We start from the raw sequence: 21,448 nt of genomic DNA on the forward strand, positions 1-21,448 counted from the left end.
AAGCGCGCTACTTTACTGTTATTTAGTAGTGTTGATAAAGGAGTTTACAGTTTTTTTTTAATTATAGTAGCAATTGATATGATTATGGATAAGTAATGCACAGTTTTATGGCATTTTATGTTCTATTCAGAATGTTTTTTGAACTTGTTGTGCAAGCCGATAAATAATGGCTGCGGTTAATCCCCAAATCATTTGCTCTTGGTGCCAGTAAAAGTAGACGCGGTGGTGTTGATTGCGACGTTTTATGTCCAGATACCGGTAGTGAGATAGGGAAAGTGCATCAAACAGCGGAACCTCAAAAACTTTTGCCACCTCTGCCGGATTGGTTCGGAAAGAAACCGGAGTGGAGATTAGCCCAATGACCGGAGTAACACGATAACCCCCGCTGCTATCTAAAGGGGCTAATTGCCCCAGGATCTGTACCTTATCTTGCGGGAGGTTGACTTCTTCTTCGGCTTCCCGCAAAGCGGTGGCAATAAGTGAATGATCCTCAGGGTCAGCAGCTCCGCCTGGAAAAGCAATTTGGCCCGCATGAGAACGAAGATTCTGGGAGCGTTGAGTCAATAAAAGCGTTGGTTCTGGCTTACATATAATCGGAAGTAATACCGCAGCATTCCGTTGATTCCCCGCTGAATGCAGAGATTGAGAAGGAAGTTGCAATTGAAACCGATGAATGAAGTCAGAAAGCGAAGTCATGGTATGTGAAGCGCTCCTAATTGAGGTAAAATTCGTCCGAGTTTATCAAATGTTTCCTGATATTCTTTTTCAGCAATGCTATCTGCGACGATACCACCTCCAGCCCAACAGTAAATTTTTCCTTTTTCTGTCAGTAAGGTTCGGATAGTGATATTGCTGTCCATTGTACCGCAGAAACTAATATAGCCAACAGCCCCGCAATAACCATGCCTACGGTGTGGTTCCAATTCTTCAATGATTTCCATCGCGCGTATTTTGGGCGCTCCGGTAATAGACCCCCCCGGAAAACAGGCACGAAGTAAATCGGTGGCATGATATTCATCAGGCAACCTTGCTGTAATGGTACTGACCAGATGGTGTACGGCCGGAAAAGGCTCGACAACAAATAATTCAGGAACGTTGACCGAACCGGGGCGGGCAACCCGGCCAATGTCATTTCTCAATAAATCTACAATCATCAGGTTTTCAGCGCGATCTTTTCGTGAATTCGCTAATTTTTCAGCCTGTAATTGATCTTCTGCGGGGTCTTGCAATCGTGGCAATGTTCCTTTGATTGGGCGAGTCTGGATTTGCTTATCTTCCAGTAAAATAAAACGTTCAGGTGAAACGCTGATAATGCAGTGTTCAGGTAAGCGGATAAAGGCAGAAAAAGGCGCCCGATTACTTTCATTAAGTTGGATGAATGCTTGCCATTCATCTCCCTGATAATCAGCATGGAAACGTTGTGATAAATTGACCTGATAGCAATCACCATCCCGCAGATAACGATGGATATGGGCGATTTTTTCGTGGTATTGCTGCTCTGTCATATTGGCGTGCCAATGACTTGTCAGGGAGAAAGGATTATTCTTTTTTTCCCTCTGTGATTCTAACCATGCCAAACGCTTATCGATATCGCGATAACTCAGTAAAGTCGCTTTTTGTTGCTGGTGGTCGATAATTAACGCCCAATCATAGATGCCAATAGCCATATCAGGAAAATCCAGCTCATTGGCAGCGATTGTCGGCAATTTTTCAATCCGTCGTCCAAGATCGTATCCCCAGAGTCCTAATGCCCCTCCCTGAAAAGGTAAGTCAGGATCAAATTGAGGGGTGATATGACAGGCTTGAAGGGATTTTTTTAATAAAAAGAAAGGATCTTCCTGAGAAAAGGACGTTTCGCCATCATGATTTATTTCTGTAGATTCTCCATGAGTAACAAATGTTGTCACTGGCTCGGCGACTAAAATATCAAATCGATTGTGTGGATGTTCGGCGGCTCCTGAATGTAGCAACATTGCCCAGGGAGATGCAGAAACAGGTGCAAAATAGTGGGTAGCGAGATCGGGAGAATAAGGTAGTTGTCGTTTTTGTAGTGCAATTTTCATGATGGAATCAGTGTTGGCGGTTGGCAATTCACGATGAATAACATATTAACCCGCGGAGATTATCACAGAATCTCACTCCTGACTTGAGATAAAAAAGATTATAATCTCCGGTTGCCATTAATTGTTATGTCAGGTTTGAGGTTATAACTATGTTTTCAGGTATGCCAGCATTATCCCATGAAGAGCAGCAAATTGCTGTAGAAAGGATCCATCAGCTCATTTCAGAAGGAATGGGAAGTGGAGAAGCTATTACCATCGTTGCTCAGGAATTGCGTGAAAAACATCAGAATAATGAACAGATCCATGTTCTGTTTGAGGACGACGAAAAATAGTCGCAACGTATTTTTAACAAAAATCACATAATTACTTTCTGCTACATGTTAATTTATCGCAACTTTTAATCCATATTATTTGGATGGTAATAGGAGGTAATATGAAGACAAGTCAGTTTATTCAGCGAATTGGGTTATTGAGTGCAGGGGTGCTGCTTTCTGTGTCATTTACGGCGACAGCCACTGAGAATGAGCGCGTAGCCAAGTTTATTTCTTGTAAAAACTTAACCAAAGATCAAGTTGCAGCGCAGGTTAAGCAAGATTTTTTACAAAACCGCATTAATCGCTGGAATGAGGACAGAAAGCAACTCGGAACGTCAAAACCCATTGCATGGGTAAATGTCAACGATATTACTGGTGATGAAAACGCATTGCAGGTTCCACTTATTGTCCGTGGTTCAAAAAAAGATAAAAGTTACAATGTCACAATTGATTGCCAAAAAGAAACTATCAATTATAGTGAAGTAAAGTAATTAAATAGTTTGTCATGCTATCTTTGAATATGGACGGGATACCGGGAAAGTATCCCGTTTTGTTTGAACAGAGAGAGGGCCTTATGACGGAACAACGGAAATTCTATCCCGCTTATGATGCGTATCAAACAGGGTATTTAGATACCGGGGATGGGCACCAAATTTATTGGGAATTGTGTGGTAATCCGAAAGGTAAGCCTGCGGTATTTATTCATGGCGGCCCTGGAGGCGGTATTGCAAGCTATCATCGTCAGTTATTCGATCCTGAGCGTTATCATATTATGCTGTTTGATCAGCGTGGTTGTGGCCGTTCCAAACCTCATGCCAGTCTGGAGAATAATACAACGTGGCATTTGATTGATGATATTGAACGGTTGCGTAATTTGATGGGCGTTGAGAAGTGGTTGGTTTTTGGTGGTTCGTGGGGTTCAACGTTGTCTTTGGCCTATGCTGAAAAACACCCGAATCATGTATCTGAATTGATATTAAGGGGAATTTTCCTGCTTCGTCCCCAAGAATTGAGTTGGTATTATCAGGAAGGTGCTTCTCGTTTTTTCCCTGAAAAATGGGAACGTATGTTATCTATCTTATCGGAAAAAGAGCGTGACGATGTGATTGCAGCTTATCACAAACGGTTGACGAGCGCTGATCTGCAAGTGCAGTTGGAAGCGGCGCGTTTATGGAGCCTTTGGGAAGGAGAAACGGTGACGTTGCTGCCTTCTGAGCATTCAGATTCATTTGCGGAAGATGAATTTGCTTTAGCATTTGCACGCATTGAAAATCATTACTTCATCAATAACGGCTTTATGGATGAAACCCAACAGTTATTGGATCATATTGATACGATCAGACATATTCCGGCCGTCATTATACATGGACGCTATGATATGGCATGTCAGATCCAGAACGCATGGGATCTGGCTAAAGCATGGCCAGAAGCGGAATTGTGTATTGTGGAAGGTGCTGGTCATTCTTTTGATGAACCCGGCATTTTGCACCAATTAATCAAGGCAACTGATAGTTTTGTCGGAAAATAGCCGAGATAACCACCCATTCAGCGGTGGTTACCTTTTTTGCCGTCTCTTTAACGGCTTTTGGGTTCATAAGGCAAACGCGACAGAAACCTTGATTGCTGGCGGTAGTGATGCAAACGCTGCTGGAAATATTCTCGCAGATGGGATGGCTGTGATTGCTCGACAGTATCGGGAATGACAGGCATGTTATAGCGCTCTTTAAAAGCAACACCGGATGCTGCTAAATCAACATTGACTTTATCCATCTCGTCTTTAGATAATCTGGCTAAGTTACGCTCCATTATGGCCTCTCTGAAAATTTATCTCTTAGGAAGAAAATTAATCGACTCTTTTGGGTTTATCAAGTGGTTTAAAGGGCTTAAAAAAACATCAAATAAATATAAATAATACCAATTCTCATTTCTATTAAAGTTTTTATTTTAAGGGAAATAATTAAATTAAATAAAATTGATTCTTGTTTCCTTATATTTAATGAGATTTATTCTTATTATTTATATGGTATAAAATTTTAATTATCAATGAGTTATATATTTTTATTTTATTTTTGTTTTATGTGTTTTTAATTGGCATAATACGCCCAATTTAATAAATCATTAGGAGGATTGGCTGATGTTAAAACAAGAAATGATCAAGAAATTAAATGAGCAGTTAAATCTGGAATTTTATTCTGCGAATTTATATCTGCAAATGAGTGCATGGTGCAGTGACAAAGGATATGAAGGTGCAGCAGCATTTCTGAAAGCGCATTCACAAGAAGAAATGCAGCATATGCAGCGTTTGTTTGATTATTTGGGTGACACTGGTTCAATGCCTGTGCTAGGTGCTATTCAGGCTCCTCCGGTTGAGTTTGATTCTATCTCTGATGTCTTCAATCAGACTTATGAGCATGAAAAATTAATTACAGAAGAAATCAACAAACTTGCTCATGTTGCGATGATGACACAGGATTATTCTACTTTTAACTTCTTGCAGTGGTATGTTGCTGAACAGCATGAAGAAGAAAAATTGTTCAAATCCATTCTGGATAAACTGGATATGGTGGGTGAAAGTGGTAAGTCACTGTTCTTGCTGGATAAAGATCTGAAAGGTCTGTCTATGGCACCAAACCACGCTTAAGAGAGTCCCAAATAAATTCGCCTGAACCGCTTTTTTCACCGTAGTTCCCGCTTGTTCGTTTATTTTTGAGGCAGGAATTACGGTTTTTTTCGTTTTTACCCTCATTTTTGCGTAGTGCTTCACAGGTCAGGACATTGCCCTTCGAATATCGCAGATTAAACTGATCTTTTGATATAGAATTCCCGTCTTAGTATGAAAAATTCACCTGTATATTAAAGGGTTATCTATATGTCTACTTTTAGCATCCGTTCATCTTGGGCTAAATTATCTGCTCTTGTTGTTCTTTTTGTCGGCATGTCTTGCCAACAGGCTTTAGCTCATGCGCATTTGAAAGATCAGATCCCGGCAGAAAACACGACTGTTGAAGCTGCTCCGCAGACCATTACTTTGAGTTTTTCAGAGCGTATTGAACTTGGATTCAGTAAAGTAAAATTGACTGGCCCGGAAAAAACAGCGATCAAAACCGGTAAGTTGGAACTTGATCCAGAAACTAAAACCAAACTTATCCTGCCAGTTGAAGGGAAGCTCGCTGCGGGAGAATATAGTGTCGACTGGAGTGTACTTTCCGTCGATGGTCATAAAACAAAAGGCGCTTATCGCTTTACCGTAAGATAATGATCTCTCTAGAGGCACTATACGTATTCTGCCGTTTTTCTCATTTTGTCGTCGTCATGCTGATGTTTGGTTTGAGTTTATTCACAGTGATGCTGACTTCTGGTCATTTTTCGAGGCTGATGGGAGAACGGTTAAGGGTTGGAATTCTAATCAGCACAGTGCTGGCTTTAATAACCTCCTTAGTCTGGTTTGTTGCTCAGGCAGGGTTAATGGGGGATGGCTGGCAAGATATCTATGTCCCGGATATTTGGCTGGCTGTATTAGGAACCTCTTTTGGGCAAGTGTGGCAATGGCAGTTATTGGTTGCAATATTTGCTGTTGGTGGGTTATTCCTTTCCAATACCAAGGTCAGAAACCTTCTATTGCTCAGTTGTGCGGTTATCTTATTATCCAGTCACGCTTTCATTGGTCACGCTGCTATGTATGAAGGAAACATAGGGTTATTACTGCAAGCCAATCAGGTTGTTCATTTGCTGAGTGTGGGTTATTGGTTTGGGGGATTATGGCCATTCTTGCTGTGCCTGCAATTTTTGCGTTTGAAGAAAGCACCGGAAGCAAATTTATATCGTGATAGTACATACCTAATTAATAATACACACGGAATTAATAGTGCATACGGAATTAATGGCACACATGCAGGGGGTATAGACAGTAGTAAAAATATTGCTGCTGGTTTATATGCAGAAAGTATGGCGGCAATGAGAAAGTTTTCCCTCTATGGGCATTTTGCCGTTTTTCTGGTGATTGTAACGGGAATTGTGAGTAGTGTGATTTTAATTCCGGGTTGGCCTGTTTTTAATCGCGCTATTTCTGAATACCAATCTATGTTATGGCTAAAAATTGTTTTGGTCACTGGCATGGTGCTTTTGGCGTTGATTAACCGTTATATTTTAGTTCCCAAATTGAAGCAGAAAGGTTGTTATCAACTGTTGATCATCAATATCTGGTTGGAGATTATCCTGGGAACATCTGCATTATTATGTGTGGCAATTTTTGCAACGCAGCCTCCGGCATGATTCTTGAGTGATTGGTAAAATTCCAGGTACATTAACAGAAAAATTAACGATAAAATCAGACCATGTATCTATAACCTAATGGATTTCAAGATGCAGCGCAACGGCAAGGGAATGAATCCCCAAGGGCATAGCTCACTATGTGACTGGGGTGAATGAACGCAGCCAACAAAGCGGCAACTTGAAAGACGACGGGTATTCAGAGGAATGATAATGAAACGAATATATTGGGCTTTGCCTTTTTTGCTTCTCTCTTTTCAGGGAGTAAGTTCGCCAATACAAACCATCAGCAAGCTACAGTTTGGTAAGCAATGGGCATTTACCCGCGAAGAGGTGATGCTTGATTGTCGCTCAGATGGGGCGCTATTTGTGATAAATCCTAGTACACTAATGCAGTATCCGTTGAATGACTTGGCAACAAAATTGATGAAATCTAATAAAGTTATTGCAACATCATTAGATACAATCCTCTTAGATAATCCAGAAAATCCCAATCAAAAAATGAGCGTAGAGCCGTTCCAGAAAGCGGCATCGGCTTTATGTGATCATTCAAATGATAAAAAATAAAAACTGGTTAATATTTCTAATGTTAATGGTGCCTTGAATACCTAATAAGGGGTAAAACTTGGTAAATCATGCCATGTCAACTACGCTTTAGGTGGTAAGTTGTTCTACGTCTCAATGGCAACTTTTGCGCAAGGCTCTTTGACAGAGCCATTTTCCCTGGGCCGAGTATAGGAGTGAACTCGGCCTTTTTTTGTCTATTATAAGGAGCGAGTATTTTGACTCTCTTTTCAAGAAATTACCTCATTTTGTTATATATATAATAAGTAGGTGAGAGGAAAACAATCGTTCGGGATCTTGGTTTGGTGTTTTATGATAAGAATATGAACAAGAACACGGTCCTGGCTGCAAATTGGAGTGATTTTTAATATAAGCTGTGATATTTACCTGAGTTTTATCAGTAAATACTGGTAAAAAGAATTAAAGAAAATTTAAACTCAGAAAGACAGTTTATATTTTGGGGAAATTGATATTTTGATGGCACATTTTTCTCAGAAATATCTGCTGAACTAGGATAAAAATTTTCATGTAAAATTTTTGTTTTTATTTTGTTAGAATTTTATCTGTTTTATAGGGCCTTATGAATAAGAACGAATTTTATAAAGAGCTAACAGACAGCCTGATCGCGCTGCTGTCAGGTGAATATGACTTTATAGCTTCTCTTGCTAACACGAGTGCATTGTTATATGAACGTTTGGATAATGTTAATTGGGTTGGCTTTTATTTAGTGGATGATGATACCCTAGTATTAGGGCCATTTCAGGGTAAGAACGCTTGTGTTCGCATCCCCGTAGGAAAAGGTGTATGCGGAACGGCTGTTGCGAATAAATGTATACAGCGTATTTCTGACGTGCACGATTTCCCCGGTCATATAGCCTGTGATGCCGCTAGTAATGCTGAAATTGTTCTTCCTTTGGAAATCAATGGACAAGTTATTGGGGTTTTGGATATCGATAGCACGGTTTTTGATCGGTTTGACGAGAATGATGAAAATGGCTTGGAAGCGCTGGTGATCAGGCTTTGTGAACACTTGGGACAATGTGTTGTGTCAAAATATCTACAACAGAATGTAACTTAACATACGTATGACGTGGCATTTATCAGTAACGCTATTATAATGTCGCCTGTTCATGCCTGCGCTGGTTGGCAAAACCGTTGTAATCAGGAAATTTCATGGAAAATCAACCTAAGTTGAACAGTAGTAAAGAAGTTATTGCTTTCTTGGCTGAGCGTTTCCCGCTCTGTTTCGTAGCAGAAGGTGAAGCACGTCCTTTGAAGATCGGGATCTTTCAGGATATCGTTGAGCGTATTCAGAGTGAAGAGTGTTTAAGTAAAACACAGCTCCGTTCTGCTTTGCGTTTGTATACTTCCAGTTGGCGTTATCTTTATGGCGTTAAAGAGGGAGCCCAGCGTGTTGACCTTGATGGGAATGTATGTGGTGAGTTGGAAGCCGAACATATTGAACATGCTCGTCAGCAATTGGCAGAAGCAAAAGCGCGTGTACAGGCTCAACGAGCTGAACAGCGTGCCAAGAAACGTGAAACTGAAAACGTATCTGAAAAGAAAAGTGAACGCCCTGTAAGTAAAAAGACGGCTCCTCGTCGTCAAAAAACATCAGGTGATGGTGAAAAACGTCCATCTCGTTCGCAAAACCGTCTGCAACAACCGCGTAAACCTGCAGATAAAACCACAAAGAAAACTGTACAATCTGAGTTAACCTCAGTCACAGACGTATCTTCTTTGAAAGTCGGTCAGACGATCAAAGTAAACGTAGGAAAAAGCTTAATGGATGCTTCTGTGCTTGAAATCGCAAAAGATGGTGTAAGAGTGCAGTTACCTACTGGTTTGGCAATGATTGTACGCGCAGAACACTTAAAGTTCTGATACGGAGGCCAACTTGGGCATGAACAAACTCATTACTTTGGCTTTCGTTTTAGGTCTATCATTTTCTAGTACAGGATATTCAGATACCACTAATGGCAATATCGCCAATGGTGGTAATAGTGGCAATGTTGCTAGCAACAGTACTATTAATAATCACAATGCCGCTGTTATCAGTCTGAGCCAGTTGCCAGATTTAAAACCGGAGCCACAACATTCTACTGTAAGTAAGCGAATTGTTTCACGCTTGCTTCGTTCTCATTACCGCCAATTTTATTTAGATGCTGATTTTTCAGGGAAAATATTTGATCGTTACCTGAATCAGCTAGATTATGGGCACAATGTTTTTCTGGCATCGGATATTGCACAGTTTGCAGCTCAAAAGGGCATGTTAGGAAAAGATCTTGAAAATGGCGATCTGAAGCTGCCTTATGCTCTGTTTAATTTAATGCAAAAGCGTCGTTTTGAACGTTATCAATATGTGCTCTCTCGTTTGGAGCAGCCCGTTGATTTAGAAGGGCATGATACGATTGATACAAAACGTACTAAAGCGCCTTGGCCAACGAGTGTTGAGGAACTGGATAAGTTTTGGGATGCCAAGATTAAATTTGATTGGATAAATCTCAAATTATCAGGCAAAAATGATAAAGAAATCAAAGAAACACTGATTAAACGTTATCGGATGTTGATGAAGCGCCTCACACAGACTAAAAGTGAGGATGTTTTTCAAAGTATCATGATGTCTTTTACCCGTGAAATAGACCCTCACACCAGCTATCTCTCACCTCAAGATACAGAGCAATTTAACTCAGAGATGAGCCTTTCTCTTGAAGGTATTGGTGCTGTTTTACAATATGAGGATGAATATATCTCTATCCGTTCATTACTTGCAGGTGGCCCGGCAGCTAAAAGTAATTTACTGAAAGTTGGGGATAAAATCATTGGTGTTGGGCAAGTTGGCAAGCCTATTGTGGATGTTGTCGGATGGCGTTTAGAAGACGTTGTTGCCCTGATCAAAGGGCCGAAAGGCAGTAAAGTCCGTCTTGAAGTTATTCCAAGTACGAAAGGGGCAAAAAATCATATTGTCACTTTAACTCGTGAAAATATCCGCCTTGAAGATAATGCTGTCAAGATGTCGGTGAAGACTGTTGGCAAGGAAAAGGTGGGGGTTCTTGATATACCGAGCTTCTATGTTGGCTTGACTAATGATGTCAAAGTTCAGTTGCAAAAACTGACTAAACAAGGTGTTTCCGCGATTGTAATTGATTTGCGTAGTAATGGTGGTGGGGCATTAACGGAAGCCGTTTCTCTGTCTGGTTTGTTTATTACTACTGGTCCCATTGTTCAGATCCGAGACAATATTGGTAAAGTTAAAGAAGAATCGGATACGGATGAAGCAATATATTACAAAGGCCCTCTGGTTGTTTTAGTTGATAATAGAAGCGCTTCGGCGTCTGAAATTTTTGCTGCGGCTATGCAGGATTATGGGCGTGGATTAATTTTGGGTGAGCCTACTTTTGGTAAAGGTACAGTTCAGATGCACCGTCTTCTGCACCGGATTTATGATCAAATGTTAGAGCCTGATTGGCCGAAAATCGGCTCTGTGCAATATACCATTCAGAAGTTTTACCGAGTCAATGGCGGCAGCACTCAGCTAAAAGGTGTAACGCCTGATATAGTTATGCTCACAGGTGAAGATCCTAATGAAATAGGTGAAAGCCAGGAAGATAATGCGCTACCTTGGGACAGTATCCAACCTGCGGATTATACTTCTTCGAAAGTGATTTCAGAGTTGGCGACGCTATTGACTAAATTGCATAACAATCGCGTTGCTAATGACCCTGAGTTTAAATATATCAAAGAGGATATTGCTTATTATAAGGCCATGAAGGAGCGTAATGGTGTTTACTCTCTAAACTATATTCAAAGAGAGAAAGAGAATAAGCAATATGAAACAACCAAGTTGAATCGTCTTAATGAGCGTTTTAAACGTGAAGGGAAAAAACAGCTCAAGTCACTTGATGATTTACCAAAAGATTATAAAGGGCCTGATCCATACTTAGATGAATCGGTAAAAATTGCGTTAGATTTAGCGCATCAGCCTGCTGAAATGGCTATAACGAAATAGTTATAGAATTCGTTATTGATGCAAGGCCGGCTATTAAGTCGGCCTTTTTTTATCATATTGTAAAGTTATGTTGATTATATCGCTTAACATCTTAAAAAACTTGAATAATATGGGCTCAGCCCCCATCTTATGGCCTAACTTTTAGTTGAACTGTTCGATAATTAAAGGAAGCAAATTTATATGATGAGAATAGCCTTGTTTCTTCTCACTAACCTTGCTGTCATGGTAGTGTTTGGAATAATACTTTCACTTACAGGAGTTCAGCGGAGTAGTGTTGCTGGCCTCATGATTATGGCTGGTCTGTTTGGTTTTGGTGGTGCTTTCATTTCTTTATTCATGTCGAAATGGATGGCTCTGCGTTCTGTTGGTGGTCAAGTTATTGAAAAACCTTCCAACGAAACTGAAGCCTGGTTGATGGAAACTGTACGTCGTCAATCGGATCAGGTTGGAATTACCATGCCACAAGTCGCTATCTATGATGCTCTTGATATTAACGCATTTGCGACAGGGGCACGCCGTAATGCTTCTCTGGTTGCTGTTAGTACCGGGCTGCTGAACAATATGAGCCGTGATGAAGCAGAAGCTGTCATTGCGCATGAAATCAGTCATATCGCAAATGGTGATATGATAACGATGACGTTACTACAGGGTATTGTAAATACATTTGTTATTTTCATCTCACGCATCATTGCACAGGCTGCTGCAAGTTTCCTTTCAAGCAGTGATGATGAAGGTGAAGAAAGTAACAGTAATGGTAACCCAATTGTTTATATGGTTATTTCCATGGTGTTGGAGATCGTATTTGGTATTTTGGCAAGTATTATTACCATGTGGTTCTCCCGTTACCGTGAATTCCATGCGGATGCAGGATCAGCAAAATTGGTTGGTCGTGAAAAGATGATTGCTGCTTTGCAACGTCTTAAGACCAGCTACGAACCTCAAGAAGAAGGTCGCATGATGGCATTCTGTATTAATGGTAAATCTAAGAGTTTCAGTGAACTGTTCTTATCGCATCCACCTTTGGATAAGCGCATTGAAGCTCTGCGTAGTGGCGAGTATATAAAATAATGCGATAGGCTTCTGGTAAGAAGCTTGAGTAAGCACTTAAATTATTTCTGATAGAAGGCCGGGCGTCATGGTGACCTCCGGCTTTTTTGATCGCGCTTTTGAATATATTGCAAAATTTATTTGATTCTCAGGGAGAGGGGATCTTCATTAGAATGTATCTGAGAGGAAGGAAGTAGGGCAGGGATCTTATAAAAATGCCTCCTTTGAACTCACAGCCAAAGGAGGCCAAGTGTTATTTAAGCGGTTTAAGATTTGCTTAATACCACGTTTTCATCTTGTTCAAATATTTTTTTATCAGTCTGTCCCATTAATTGGCTGGTAATTGTACCTGCGGCCATTGCACCATTAACATTTAACGCTGTACGGCCCATATCAATAAGAGGCTCAACAGAAATCAACAGTGCCACCAAGGTAACAGGCAAGCCCATGGCAGGTAAAACAATGAGCGCTGCAAATGTTGCCCCACCACCAACGCCAGCAACACCAGCAGAGCTGATAGTCACAATGCCAACAAGAGTTGCAATCCACAAAGGATCAAACGGATCAATCCCTACGGTTGGAGCAACCATGACAGCAAGCATGGCCGGGTAAATACCCGCACAACCATTTTGGCCGATGGTGGCACCAAAAGACGCGGAAAAACTGGCAATAGACTCAGGCACACCGAGACGGCGAGTTTGTGTTTCAACATTCATAGGAATACTCGCCGCGCTTGAACGACTGGTAAATGCAAATGTCAGTACAGGTCCTGCTTTTTTAAAGAATTTCAGAGGATTAATACCAATAAGTGCCAGAAGTCCGCCATGAACGACAAACATCAAACCGAGGGCAATATAGGAAGCAACGACAAAATTACCTAATTGTGTAATATCTTGAATATTGGAGCTGGCTACAACTTTAGTCATCAAAGCCATTACACCATATGGAGTTAGGCGCATAACTAATCTAACCAGTTTCATTGCCCATGACTGCATTGTATCAATGGCAATGAGAGCTCGTTCACCGCGCTCACGATCATCTTTGAGCATTTGTAATGCAGCGATGCCTAAAAATGTTGCAAAAATCACAACACTGATAATAGAAGTAGGATTTGCTCCAGTTAGGTCAGCAAAGGGATTTTTAGGAATAAAAGAGAGAATGATCTGAGGCACACTCATATCAGCAACTTTACCGATATAGTTGGTTTCAATGGCTGATAAACGAGCTGTTTCTTGAGTGCCTTGAATTAGACCGGCTGCACTTAGTCCAAATAAATTGGCAATTACGATGCCGACTAAGGCGGAAATTGCGGTAGTGAACAACAACGTACCAATAGTCAGGAAACTGATTTTTCCTAAAGAAGATGCTTTGTGCAAACGCGCAACAGCGCTCAGGATAGAAGCGAAAACCAATGGCATGATCACCATTTGTAATAACTGCACGTAGCCATTACCAACAATATTGAACCATTTAATTGATTCCTTCACTGTAGGATTGTTTGTGCCATAAATGATGTTCAATGCCAGTCCAAAAAAGACACCTACGGCTAAAGCCACAAGAACCTTTTTGGACAAACTCCAGTTATTTGAGCCCGCTTTTGCTAATAAAATAAGTAGTGCTACAAAAACGAGCATGTTGATGATGAGTGGTAAATTCATCCCTAGTCTCCAAAACTTTTATACCCTTTATTTCCAAGTTGCTGTGTTGTAACTTGCAATCTATTGGGTATAACGATATTTATATGATTTTTATGTATGATATGTAACCGTGTTATGTGGTAATAGATAACTTTTTATTTTTCAGTCGCTTTTGCTGCTTGAAATTTGTCGGGTACATACCATGAAGTGTATAAGAGAATGGTATCAGCATAAGAATCTTGTTTCTTATAATTAAATGGAATTTAATATAATTATTTTTCACTAACTAGCTTAATTGGTTATATACCCTAATCTATTGTTGCTTTATTTTCTTCGATTTTGGCAGGTAAAAGATATATTTTCTTGAGTTATAAGTGCTGTTCAAAAAAGAATAAGAATGGATACAAAAGAAATTTTTATGTTTTAGGGCGCCCCACTTTTTCAAATGGGGAGCTGATTTAGTGAAAATACAATTAATTGTGGCTACTTATAGAGATTCTGTAATTTATCAATTTGTAACTTATCTAACTGTAATTTATCCAATTGAAATTTGTCTAAATAGCCAGTGAACGAAGATTCAATATGCTGTGGAAGAATAATGGCAATGACTACCAGCAACACAGCGATGAAGCGTTCAGTTTTCTTGCGTTGCTTATCCTTACCTCTAACAATAGGAATACAAAAACGTATTCTTAATGGCCATAAAAGTGGAATACCGGCAGGAGTCAGCATATCAGCAATCAAATGGCTGATATAACCCACAACCATGGCATGGACAAAATCAGTTGGAATAGGCCAGTCAGAGGGTATTTCAGTCTGAAATAAAGTAATACCTGCAATGAGAGCGACTAAACTGTGTGTAAACCCACGATGCCCGCACAGGCGCGCAATTGGAATGGATATGAAACGGAATAATCTACCTAAAGTTGAACTTGGGTGATCAATATCAGGTAATAATGAAGCCAGAAGTACGCCAGGAAGCATATGTAGCCAATCTCCCTGTGCTATTTCTGGCGTAATTTCTAGCTGGTGAGCCAATACAAGGCTGGCAACGGAAAAAAGAAGGTGCCCTTCTGCTGTCATAACGATTTATACTAATTATTTATGCTGATTGCTGTGTATACGTACAGTTGGCAGTATAGAGGGTTTTGCATAAGGATGATAGGGGGTAAATAAGAAAAATCTTTATTTATCTGAGGCATCTTAGTGGATAAGAAGTGTTTGATATTTGCGCTGCCAGATGTAAGAAAGGTGAGTATTGAACAGTAGCAGCGCAGCAGCTATTTAGCTATTAAGTAATATTCTCTATTGTTAACTGTGCTAGTGAATTCAATTTGATATCTGCCAATGACCATCGGTGATCATCGAAATGATGAGTAGCAGGAACAACAATAGAGCGCATTCTTGCGGCTTTGGTTGCTATCATGCCGTTAAATGAATCTTCTAATGTGACGCAATGAATTGGTTCAACGCCAAGTTGGCTGGCAGCCTGCAAATAAACTTCCGGGTGTGGTTTGCTATGAGGTAAGTTAGCCGCAGAAACAACAACATCAAAATAATGTCGCAAGTTGAACAATTCGAGCACTTGCTCAAGCATTTCATGGGGAGATGCCGAAGCCAGACCAATTTTCAATCCACGCTCGCGGCAGAGACTTAAAGCATGTTCTACTCCGGGTAGGAGAGGGCGGTTTTCTTTAACTGATTGTACTACGTCGTTGATGATACGTTGTTCAACTTCCCTTTTGGAAGGGCCTTGCCAAGGGGATGCCTGATACCATAATTCAACAACTTTATCAATTCGTAATCCCAACGTATCAGGCAGTTTTTCGGCTAACGTCAAATCCAGCCCCAATGCACTGAATACACTTTTTTCCCCCTGTTCCCAATAAGGCTCGGAATCAATGAGGAGGCCGTCCATATCAAAAATAGCTGCATCTATAGATAAACAAAATGACATCTCATATTTCTCGCGGTGATGATAATAATTGATAAGGTTTGATTGTAGCAACCTCTGTGGTTTAAATCTTGTTATAGATTGATAACAAAGAAAAAAATTTTTCTGGTAAAAACAAGAGTATTAATCTGCAAATAGGATTAAAGTTGGTTCCTTATGAGCTATCAGCTATCATTGAGTAAAAATAAAATAATTTATGTTAATGAGGAATGTTAATGACTTATCAACAAGCTGGATATGTTGCTATTGCTAAACGGATCTTGGGTTGGATTATTTTTGTACCCGCATTTTTATCAACTTTAGTTTCTGTGATTAATCTGGCGTGGCAGCATAGTGCCAAAGGTGATGGTATTAGTGCGGTATTGAATGATTTTCTTAAGATGATGGCAGAAATGATTAAATTTAATACACCATTTTTGGATTTCTTTTGGAAGCACTCTCCAACTCCTGAGCGCATGGCTGGAATTACAGGAGAAAATATTAGTTTTCTCATTATTTATATTTTAATGTTTGTTGGCTTAGCGATGAGTGCATCTGGTTTGAGAATGTATCGTCAATTTAAATTCATCAAGGAACATATTGAAGATCAAATGGTTCTGGAACAGGCTAAGGAAAGCGGAATAACTAAGGAAGAGTTGGAAGCTAAAATTAAATTTCCCCGTCATTCTTTATTCAGCCAGATTTTTACCCTTTATATATCTCCAATTATTATTGGTGCGATAGCTTATTTCTTATTTAAATTATTGGGTTGGTAATGCGAAAATATATCTTTAATATATAAATTTTTCTCTTGATTTTGATTGAACTTAAAAATCAAAAAGCTAACCCTGATTTTTGTAGAGAAATGTCATCCAGAGCTAACAATAATGATTTTTATTTTCAAATGTGATGCCGATAAAATTTTCTCATCATTATTCAGATAAGAGTTTATCTACCATATTTTGCACAATCATGAAGTTATCACCTCCGAAAAGGTTGCATCTGTTCAGTAAATAGTAGAGTTGATAAATGGGCTGACGTTCAATGAAGTCTTGTGGCAATGGCCAGATACTTTGGTAACCATCAAAAATTTGTAAGGGAAGGTTCGGGTAAAGTGGCAACATCGCTAAGTCACATTCACGATCTCCCCAATAACAGGCAGGATCAAATATTACAGCACAATCATCATTCAACGATGCGCAGTTTGTAGGCCATAAATCACCATGAAGGAGGGAAGGCTGAGGATGATGGGAGTGTAATTTGTCACTGACTATTTGGACAATGAGGTTGATATCGCCAAAGACCATCCCTTGATCAGCAGCAAGTTGCAATTGCCATCCTATGCGTTTCTCCGCATAAAATTGATTCCAGCGTTTTTGCCACCCATTAGGCTGTATGGTGGTTGAAAGCATGTTATCAAAATCAAAACCAAATTTAGGTTGTTCGCTCCACTGATGTAGTTTCGCAAGATGTTGACCAAAACAATACGCGCTATGGGCATTAAATGGCTTTATAGGTAAATATTCCAGTAAAAGGAAGCTATAATTGCGATCATGCCCTACACCATAAACTTCGGGAACGCGGGTTGTTTTGCTACGGGCCAGTAATTCCAATTGCTCTGCTTCAGCTTTAAAAACTGGCAGCATTTCTTTCACGTTGGATTTGACAAAAACATGCTGTTCACCATATTTAACGCACCAAGAACGGTGAATGTCGCCTCCTGCTAATTCCGTTTTATCGTGAATTTCAGTGTCATCAAAATGCTCACTTAATAGACGGTTCACGGTTTGCCACATGATTCACCTCATTAAGTTGACAATTGCTAAGCTCATATTACAGATAGATGCAACATTTGAACAGGTTAAAAAGGACTTTAATAGCAATTAATAAGGCCATATCTTAAATTGGATATGGCGCTCTGGATTGTTAATTGGATTTTTTGGGTGTTGACAATGTTTGAGAAGGCACCTTTTCTGAGAGCTCCCTGTTCACTTTCTTGCGAGCCAATTTTATTTGGTTATAAATAAGAGCGATAGTGAAGAAAATGGCTTGGATGATTACGATGCAAGGCCCTGTTTCCCCATCAATATGGAAACTGATGATAGTACCGAGCACGCAGGATGATACAGAAGCAATCATTGCAACAATCAGCATGTGATCAAAACTCCGGCAAAGAATAAAAGCAATAATACCTGGTGAGATCAGCATGGCTATAACCAGAATAATGCCGACGGCTTGCAAAGAGGCGACGATTGTTAGAGCTAACAGAGATAATAAGCCGTAATGAAGAAGTTTCACTGGAAGGCCAACAACTCGAGCCTGATTGGGATCGAAGCAGTAGAGCATGAAATCTTTTCGCTTCAACAAAACAATAGCCAGCGTGACTCCTGCAATACACAGTGTTTGAATCAATTCACGTTGGGTAATGCCGAGTATGCTGCCAAATAGAATATGTGTCAGGTGTTGATCCGTATCTATACGAGTGAATAAGATTAAACCAAACGCAAACATACCAGAGAAAACAATTCCCATGACAGTATCTTCTTTGATTCTGCTGTGTTCTTTCAGATATCCGGTGGCAAACGCACAAAATATACCTGAGAGAAAAGCACCTACTGCAAGTGGTATGCCTGCTGCAAAGGCCAATACGATACCGGGCAGCACGGCATGAGAAATCGCATCACCCATCAAAGACCAGCCTTTTAAGACCAGATAACAAGAAAGCACAGCACAGACCGTACCCACTATGATGGCAGCAAAGATAGCCCGCTGCATAAATTCATGCCTGAAGGGTTCAGTCATTAATTCAATCAATGTATTCATGGACGTCCTTCCTGAGTCAACGCCAGAGATTCCTTTCTCGCTCGTTTGCGGGAAGCCAGCATGCCATGTTTAGGGGCAAAAAAGAACGCTAACAGGAAAACCACTGTTTGTAGGGTGACAATGACACCGCCAGTTGCGCCATTAAGAAAATAGCTTAAATATGCCCCGATACCACTTGTAAGTGAACCGATGGCAACCGCAATGATTAGCAGGTTTTTAAACTTATCGGTCAGTAAATAGGCGGTTGCACCGGGGGTAACGACCATTGCGATAACCAAGATAGCGCCTACCGTCTGTAATGCGGCAACCGTGCAGGCACTTAATAAAGTAAAGAAAATGATTTTTAACCGTAATGGTGATAACCCGATAGAACGCGCGTGAGTTTCATCAAAGAAAACAACCAACAAATCTTTCCAAAGCAACATTAGGGTAATAAAAGAAACGGCGGTAATGATTTCAACTTGTAAAACATCTTCGTCAGCAATGCCTAAAATATTACCCAGAATAATGGTTTGTACGTTCACGGATGTAGGGTTCAGGGAGACGATCAGCAATCCGGCAGCAAAAAAGGTGGAGAATATAAAGCCGATTACTGCATCTTCACGCAATCGAGTGATATGACGCACCAATGTCATTGATAGTGCCGCAAGCATCCCCGTAAAAAAAGCGCCTCCAGCATAAGGCAAGCCAAGAGCATACGCACCTGCCACTCCGGGTACAACAGAGTGGGAGAGTGCATCTCCCATCAGTGACCAACCTTTCAGCATCAGATAAGCTGATAGAAAAGCACAAACAGCACCGACGATGGCACTTACCCACATGGCCTTTACCATATAGTTGTAATTGAATGGCTGTAAAAGCAATTCCATCATGGCTGGTTTTCCTTTTGTTTTGGGCTTTGCCGTGGTGGGATATGGTGGTCATGTCCATAGAAGACAGCGGCACGTTCATCATCAGTAATGACGGTCAATGAACGAGGGTCATCATCTTCATGCAGTTCAGAACCGGAAAGATTAATATGGCGCAAGACACCGCCAAAGGTGATTTCCAGATTTTTTTGGGTAAAAGTAGTTTCAGTACGACCACTAGCCAACACTGTGCGATTGATCAAAATAACACGATCACAAAATTCAGGAACACTGCCGAGGTTGTGCGTCGATACCAAGACTAAATGTCCTTCATCCCGTAATTCACGGAGTAAATTAATGATGGCATTTTCTGTTTTCACATCTACACCGGTAAAAGGTTCATCCAGTAGCAGGACTTTTCCTTCTTGAGCGAGTGCGCGGGCTAAAAATACGCGTTTTTTCTGGCCTCCTGAAAGCTCACCAATTTGACGATCACGTAGTTCTTTTAATCCGACACGCTCAAGAGCTTCATTCACAACCTGATGATCCCGTTTACTGGGGCGGCGTAAGAATCCCATTTTTCCGTAACGTCCCATCATCACGACATCTGAAACTAAAACCGGGAAGTTCCAATCTACATCTTCAGTTTGTGGAACATAGGCGATGATATTTTGTTTTAATGCGGTTTTTATAGATTGAGTATTGAGAGTCACTTTTCCTTGAGAAGGGGTAACTAATCCCATGATTGTTTTAAATAGTGTGGATTTTCCACTGCCATTCATACCGACCAGCGCACAAATCGTGCCGCCGGCAATATCAAAACTGGCATCATAAATAGCGGTGTGCCCATTGTTGTAAGTGACAGTCGCGTTATCAACAACCAAGTGGGGTTGCTCAAATAATGGCTGGTGGTTTAACGATGAGTGATTCATTGATTAAATCCTTTCGCAATGGTATCTACGGTGGTATTCAGCAGGTCAATATAAGTAGGCACTGGTCCCTTTTGGGTAGAAAGAGAATCAACGTAGAGTACACTGCCGTAACGGGCTCCTGTTTCTTTACTGACTTGTTTTGCCGGTTTATCTGAGACAGTACTTTCGCTGAAAACAACAGGGATCTTGTTAGCCCTTACTGTATCGATGACACGACGAACTTGCTGAGGGGAACCTTGTTCTTCAGCGTTAATTGGCCATAAATACACTTCCTTGAAACCATAGTCTTGTGTGAGGTAGCTAAAAGCACCTTCACTGGTGACTAACCAACGTTGTTCTTCAGGAATACGCGAGAGGCGTTCTCTGAGCGGAGCATCTAATTGGGCTATTTTTGCTGCATAAGCTTTGGCATTGCGATTATAAATTTCCGCATTTGCCGGATCGTATTTAGCAAAGGCACTACGAATATTTTCGATATATATCAACGCATTTTTAGGTGACATCCAAGCGTGGGGATTGGGATTTTTATTGTAAGGCCCTTCGCGAATAGGCAAAGGAGTAATCCCATCGGTAATGACAGCAGTAGGTATATCTTTCATATTTTCAAAGAAGCGTTCGAACCAACGTTCTAAGTTTAAGCCATTCCAAAGAACGAGATCTGCACGCTGTGCTTTGATAATATCTTTAGGTGTTGGTTGGTAATCGTGGATTTCTGCACCGGGCTTTGTGATGGATTCAACAATAGCAGCATCACCAGCGATATTTTGTGCCATATCTTGAATGATAGTGAATGTCGTAACGACTCTGAACGTCTTATCTGCATGAGCGTGTTGGCTGAATAAAGCCATTGTTAGTAGCGCAATGATTAGGTTAAATATCGGTACAGCAGAGAGAGAACGTTTTTTATTCATTATGGCAGACCCTATTTGTTATACATATTATCTTTGATAATGATTATCAATATCACTTGTGTGAAGTCAAGGTGATATCAGCAAAATTGATAATAGAT

The 21,448-nt window shown here is 40.5% G+C and carries 23 protein-coding genes; 12 read left to right on the plus strand and 11 right to left on the minus strand.

Annotated elements, in window-relative coordinates; genetic code table 11:
- Window positions 1–126 precede the first annotated feature (126 nt).
- The gene (locus Xenpb_RS11970; RefSeq protein WP_187654530.1) at window positions 127–696 is read right to left on the minus strand and encodes a CoA pyrophosphatase; all 570 of its coding nucleotides are present in this window, start codon (window positions 694–696) and stop codon (window positions 127–129) included.
- A complete protein-coding gene (gene pabB, locus Xenpb_RS11975; RefSeq protein ID WP_187654531.1) occupies window positions 693–2,063 on the minus strand; it encodes an aminodeoxychorismate synthase component 1 in 1,371 nt (456 codons plus the stop codon). The genes Xenpb_RS11970 and pabB overlap by 4 nt, the downstream gene beginning before the upstream one ends.
- A gap of 149 nt (window positions 2,064–2,212) precedes the next feature.
- Here pabB and Xenpb_RS11980 point away from each other — a divergent pair, with 149 nt between their 5' ends.
- The 3 genes from Xenpb_RS11980 to pip all read left to right on the plus strand — a co-directional run bounded on the left by Xenpb_RS11980 (window position 2,213) and on the right by pip (window position 3,905).
- Complete coding sequence (locus tag Xenpb_RS11980) at window positions 2,213–2,395, plus strand: YoaH family protein (RefSeq protein WP_187654532.1); 183 nt, start codon at window positions 2,213–2,215, stop codon at window positions 2,393–2,395.
- 101 nt (window positions 2,396–2,496) lie between these two features.
- Complete coding sequence (gene yebF, locus Xenpb_RS11985) at window positions 2,497–2,868, plus strand: protein YebF (protein WP_187654533.1); 372 nt, start codon at window positions 2,497–2,499, stop codon at window positions 2,866–2,868.
- Between the two features lie 83 nt (window positions 2,869–2,951).
- A complete protein-coding gene (pip, locus tag Xenpb_RS11990) occupies window positions 2,952–3,905 on the plus strand; it encodes a prolyl aminopeptidase (RefSeq protein ID WP_187654534.1) in 954 nt (317 codons plus the stop codon).
- 47 nt (window positions 3,906–3,952) lie between these two features.
- Here pip and Xenpb_RS11995 read toward each other — a convergent pair whose 3' ends face one another.
- Window positions 3,953–4,183, minus strand: coding sequence for a DNA polymerase III subunit theta (locus Xenpb_RS11995; protein ID WP_187654535.1), 231 nt, complete (start codon window positions 4,181–4,183; stop codon window positions 3,953–3,955).
- 328 nt (window positions 4,184–4,511) lie between these two features.
- Here Xenpb_RS11995 and ftnA point away from each other — a divergent pair, with 328 nt between their 5' ends.
- The 8 genes from ftnA to htpX all read left to right on the plus strand — a co-directional run bounded on the left by ftnA (window position 4,512) and on the right by htpX (window position 12,287).
- Complete coding sequence (gene ftnA / locus Xenpb_RS12000) at window positions 4,512–5,018, plus strand: non-heme ferritin (protein WP_187654536.1); 507 nt, start codon at window positions 4,512–4,514, stop codon at window positions 5,016–5,018.
- Between the two features lie 228 nt (window positions 5,019–5,246).
- Complete coding sequence (gene yobA, locus Xenpb_RS12005) at window positions 5,247–5,633, plus strand: CopC domain-containing protein YobA (RefSeq protein ID WP_187654537.1); 387 nt, start codon at window positions 5,247–5,249, stop codon at window positions 5,631–5,633.
- Window positions 5,633–6,649, plus strand: a complete 1,017-nt coding sequence (locus Xenpb_RS12010; protein ID WP_187654538.1) for a CopD family protein — start codon at window positions 5,633–5,635, stop codon at window positions 6,647–6,649. Before yobA ends, Xenpb_RS12010 begins: the two co-directional genes overlap by 1 nt.
- Before the next feature lie 210 nt (window positions 6,650–6,859).
- A complete protein-coding gene (locus tag Xenpb_RS12015; RefSeq protein ID WP_187654539.1) occupies window positions 6,860–7,213 on the plus strand; it encodes a YebY family protein in 354 nt (117 codons plus the stop codon).
- A 577-nt stretch (window positions 7,214–7,790) separates the two neighbouring features.
- Complete coding sequence (locus Xenpb_RS12020) at window positions 7,791–8,288, plus strand: GAF domain-containing protein (RefSeq protein ID WP_187654540.1); 498 nt, start codon at window positions 7,791–7,793, stop codon at window positions 8,286–8,288.
- A 95-nt stretch (window positions 8,289–8,383) separates the two neighbouring features.
- Window positions 8,384–9,094 carry an RNA chaperone ProQ gene (gene proQ / locus Xenpb_RS12025; RefSeq protein ID WP_187654541.1) on the plus strand — a complete coding sequence of 237 codons (711 nt, stop codon included), beginning with the start codon at window positions 8,384–8,386 and terminating at the stop codon, window positions 9,092–9,094.
- Between the two features lie 19 nt (window positions 9,095–9,113).
- On the plus strand, window positions 9,114–11,219 hold the full coding sequence (gene prc / locus Xenpb_RS12030; protein WP_187654596.1) for a carboxy terminal-processing peptidase: 2,106 nt from the start codon (window positions 9,114–9,116) through the stop codon (window positions 11,217–11,219).
- A 180-nt stretch (window positions 11,220–11,399) separates the two neighbouring features.
- Window positions 11,400–12,287: a protease HtpX gene (gene htpX / locus Xenpb_RS12035; protein ID WP_187654542.1), complete on the plus strand. Its 888-nt coding sequence runs from the start codon at window positions 11,400–11,402 to the stop codon at window positions 12,285–12,287.
- 245 nt (window positions 12,288–12,532) lie between these two features.
- On the opposite strand, the gene Xenpb_RS12040 is transcribed toward htpX, so the two are convergent.
- The 3 genes from Xenpb_RS12040 to hxpB all read right to left on the minus strand — a co-directional run bounded on the left by Xenpb_RS12040 (window position 12,533) and on the right by hxpB (window position 15,860).
- Window positions 12,533–13,924, minus strand: a complete 1,392-nt coding sequence (locus Xenpb_RS12040) for an L-cystine transporter (protein WP_187654543.1) — start codon at window positions 13,922–13,924, stop codon at window positions 12,533–12,535.
- Window positions 13,925–14,386: 462 nt separating this feature from the next.
- The gene (locus Xenpb_RS12045; protein ID WP_187654544.1) at window positions 14,387–14,986 is read right to left on the minus strand and encodes a metal-dependent hydrolase; all 600 of its coding nucleotides are present in this window, start codon (window positions 14,984–14,986) and stop codon (window positions 14,387–14,389) included.
- A gap of 208 nt (window positions 14,987–15,194) precedes the next feature.
- Window positions 15,195–15,860: a hexitol phosphatase HxpB gene (hxpB, locus tag Xenpb_RS12050; protein WP_187654545.1), complete on the minus strand. Its 666-nt coding sequence runs from the start codon at window positions 15,858–15,860 to the stop codon at window positions 15,195–15,197.
- A 212-nt stretch (window positions 15,861–16,072) separates the two neighbouring features.
- Here hxpB and Xenpb_RS12055 point away from each other — a divergent pair, with 212 nt between their 5' ends.
- Window positions 16,073–16,612, plus strand: a complete 540-nt coding sequence (locus tag Xenpb_RS12055) for a YniB family protein (RefSeq protein WP_187654546.1) — start codon at window positions 16,073–16,075, stop codon at window positions 16,610–16,612.
- Between the two features lie 156 nt (window positions 16,613–16,768).
- Here the strand turns inward: Xenpb_RS12055 and Xenpb_RS12060 are convergent, their stop codons facing one another.
- The 5 genes from Xenpb_RS12060 to Xenpb_RS12080 all read right to left on the minus strand — a co-directional run bounded on the left by Xenpb_RS12060 (window position 16,769) and on the right by Xenpb_RS12080 (window position 21,350).
- Complete coding sequence (locus tag Xenpb_RS12060; RefSeq protein WP_187654547.1) at window positions 16,769–17,632, minus strand: fructosamine kinase family protein; 864 nt, start codon at window positions 17,630–17,632, stop codon at window positions 16,769–16,771.
- A gap of 130 nt (window positions 17,633–17,762) precedes the next feature.
- Window positions 17,763–18,659: a metal ABC transporter permease gene (locus tag Xenpb_RS12065; RefSeq protein ID WP_187654548.1), complete on the minus strand. Its 897-nt coding sequence runs from the start codon at window positions 18,657–18,659 to the stop codon at window positions 17,763–17,765.
- Window positions 18,656–19,531, minus strand: a complete 876-nt coding sequence (locus Xenpb_RS12070) for a metal ABC transporter permease (RefSeq protein WP_187654549.1) — start codon at window positions 19,529–19,531, stop codon at window positions 18,656–18,658. Before Xenpb_RS12070 ends, Xenpb_RS12065 begins: the two co-directional genes overlap by 4 nt.
- Complete coding sequence (locus Xenpb_RS12075; protein ID WP_187654550.1) at window positions 19,528–20,439, minus strand: manganese/iron ABC transporter ATP-binding protein; 912 nt, start codon at window positions 20,437–20,439, stop codon at window positions 19,528–19,530. Before Xenpb_RS12075 ends, Xenpb_RS12070 begins: the two co-directional genes overlap by 4 nt.
- Entirely contained in the window at window positions 20,436–21,350 is a 915-nt protein-coding gene (locus Xenpb_RS12080; protein ID WP_187654551.1) for a metal ABC transporter substrate-binding protein, read from the minus strand. Before Xenpb_RS12080 ends, Xenpb_RS12075 begins: the two co-directional genes overlap by 4 nt.
- Window positions 21,351–21,448: the final 98 nt, after the last annotated feature.

Origin of the sequence: Xenorhabdus sp. PB62.4, assembly GCF_014467285.1 — a bacterium.
In the GTDB taxonomy this organism is placed as follows: domain Bacteria; phylum Pseudomonadota; class Gammaproteobacteria; order Enterobacterales; family Enterobacteriaceae; genus Xenorhabdus.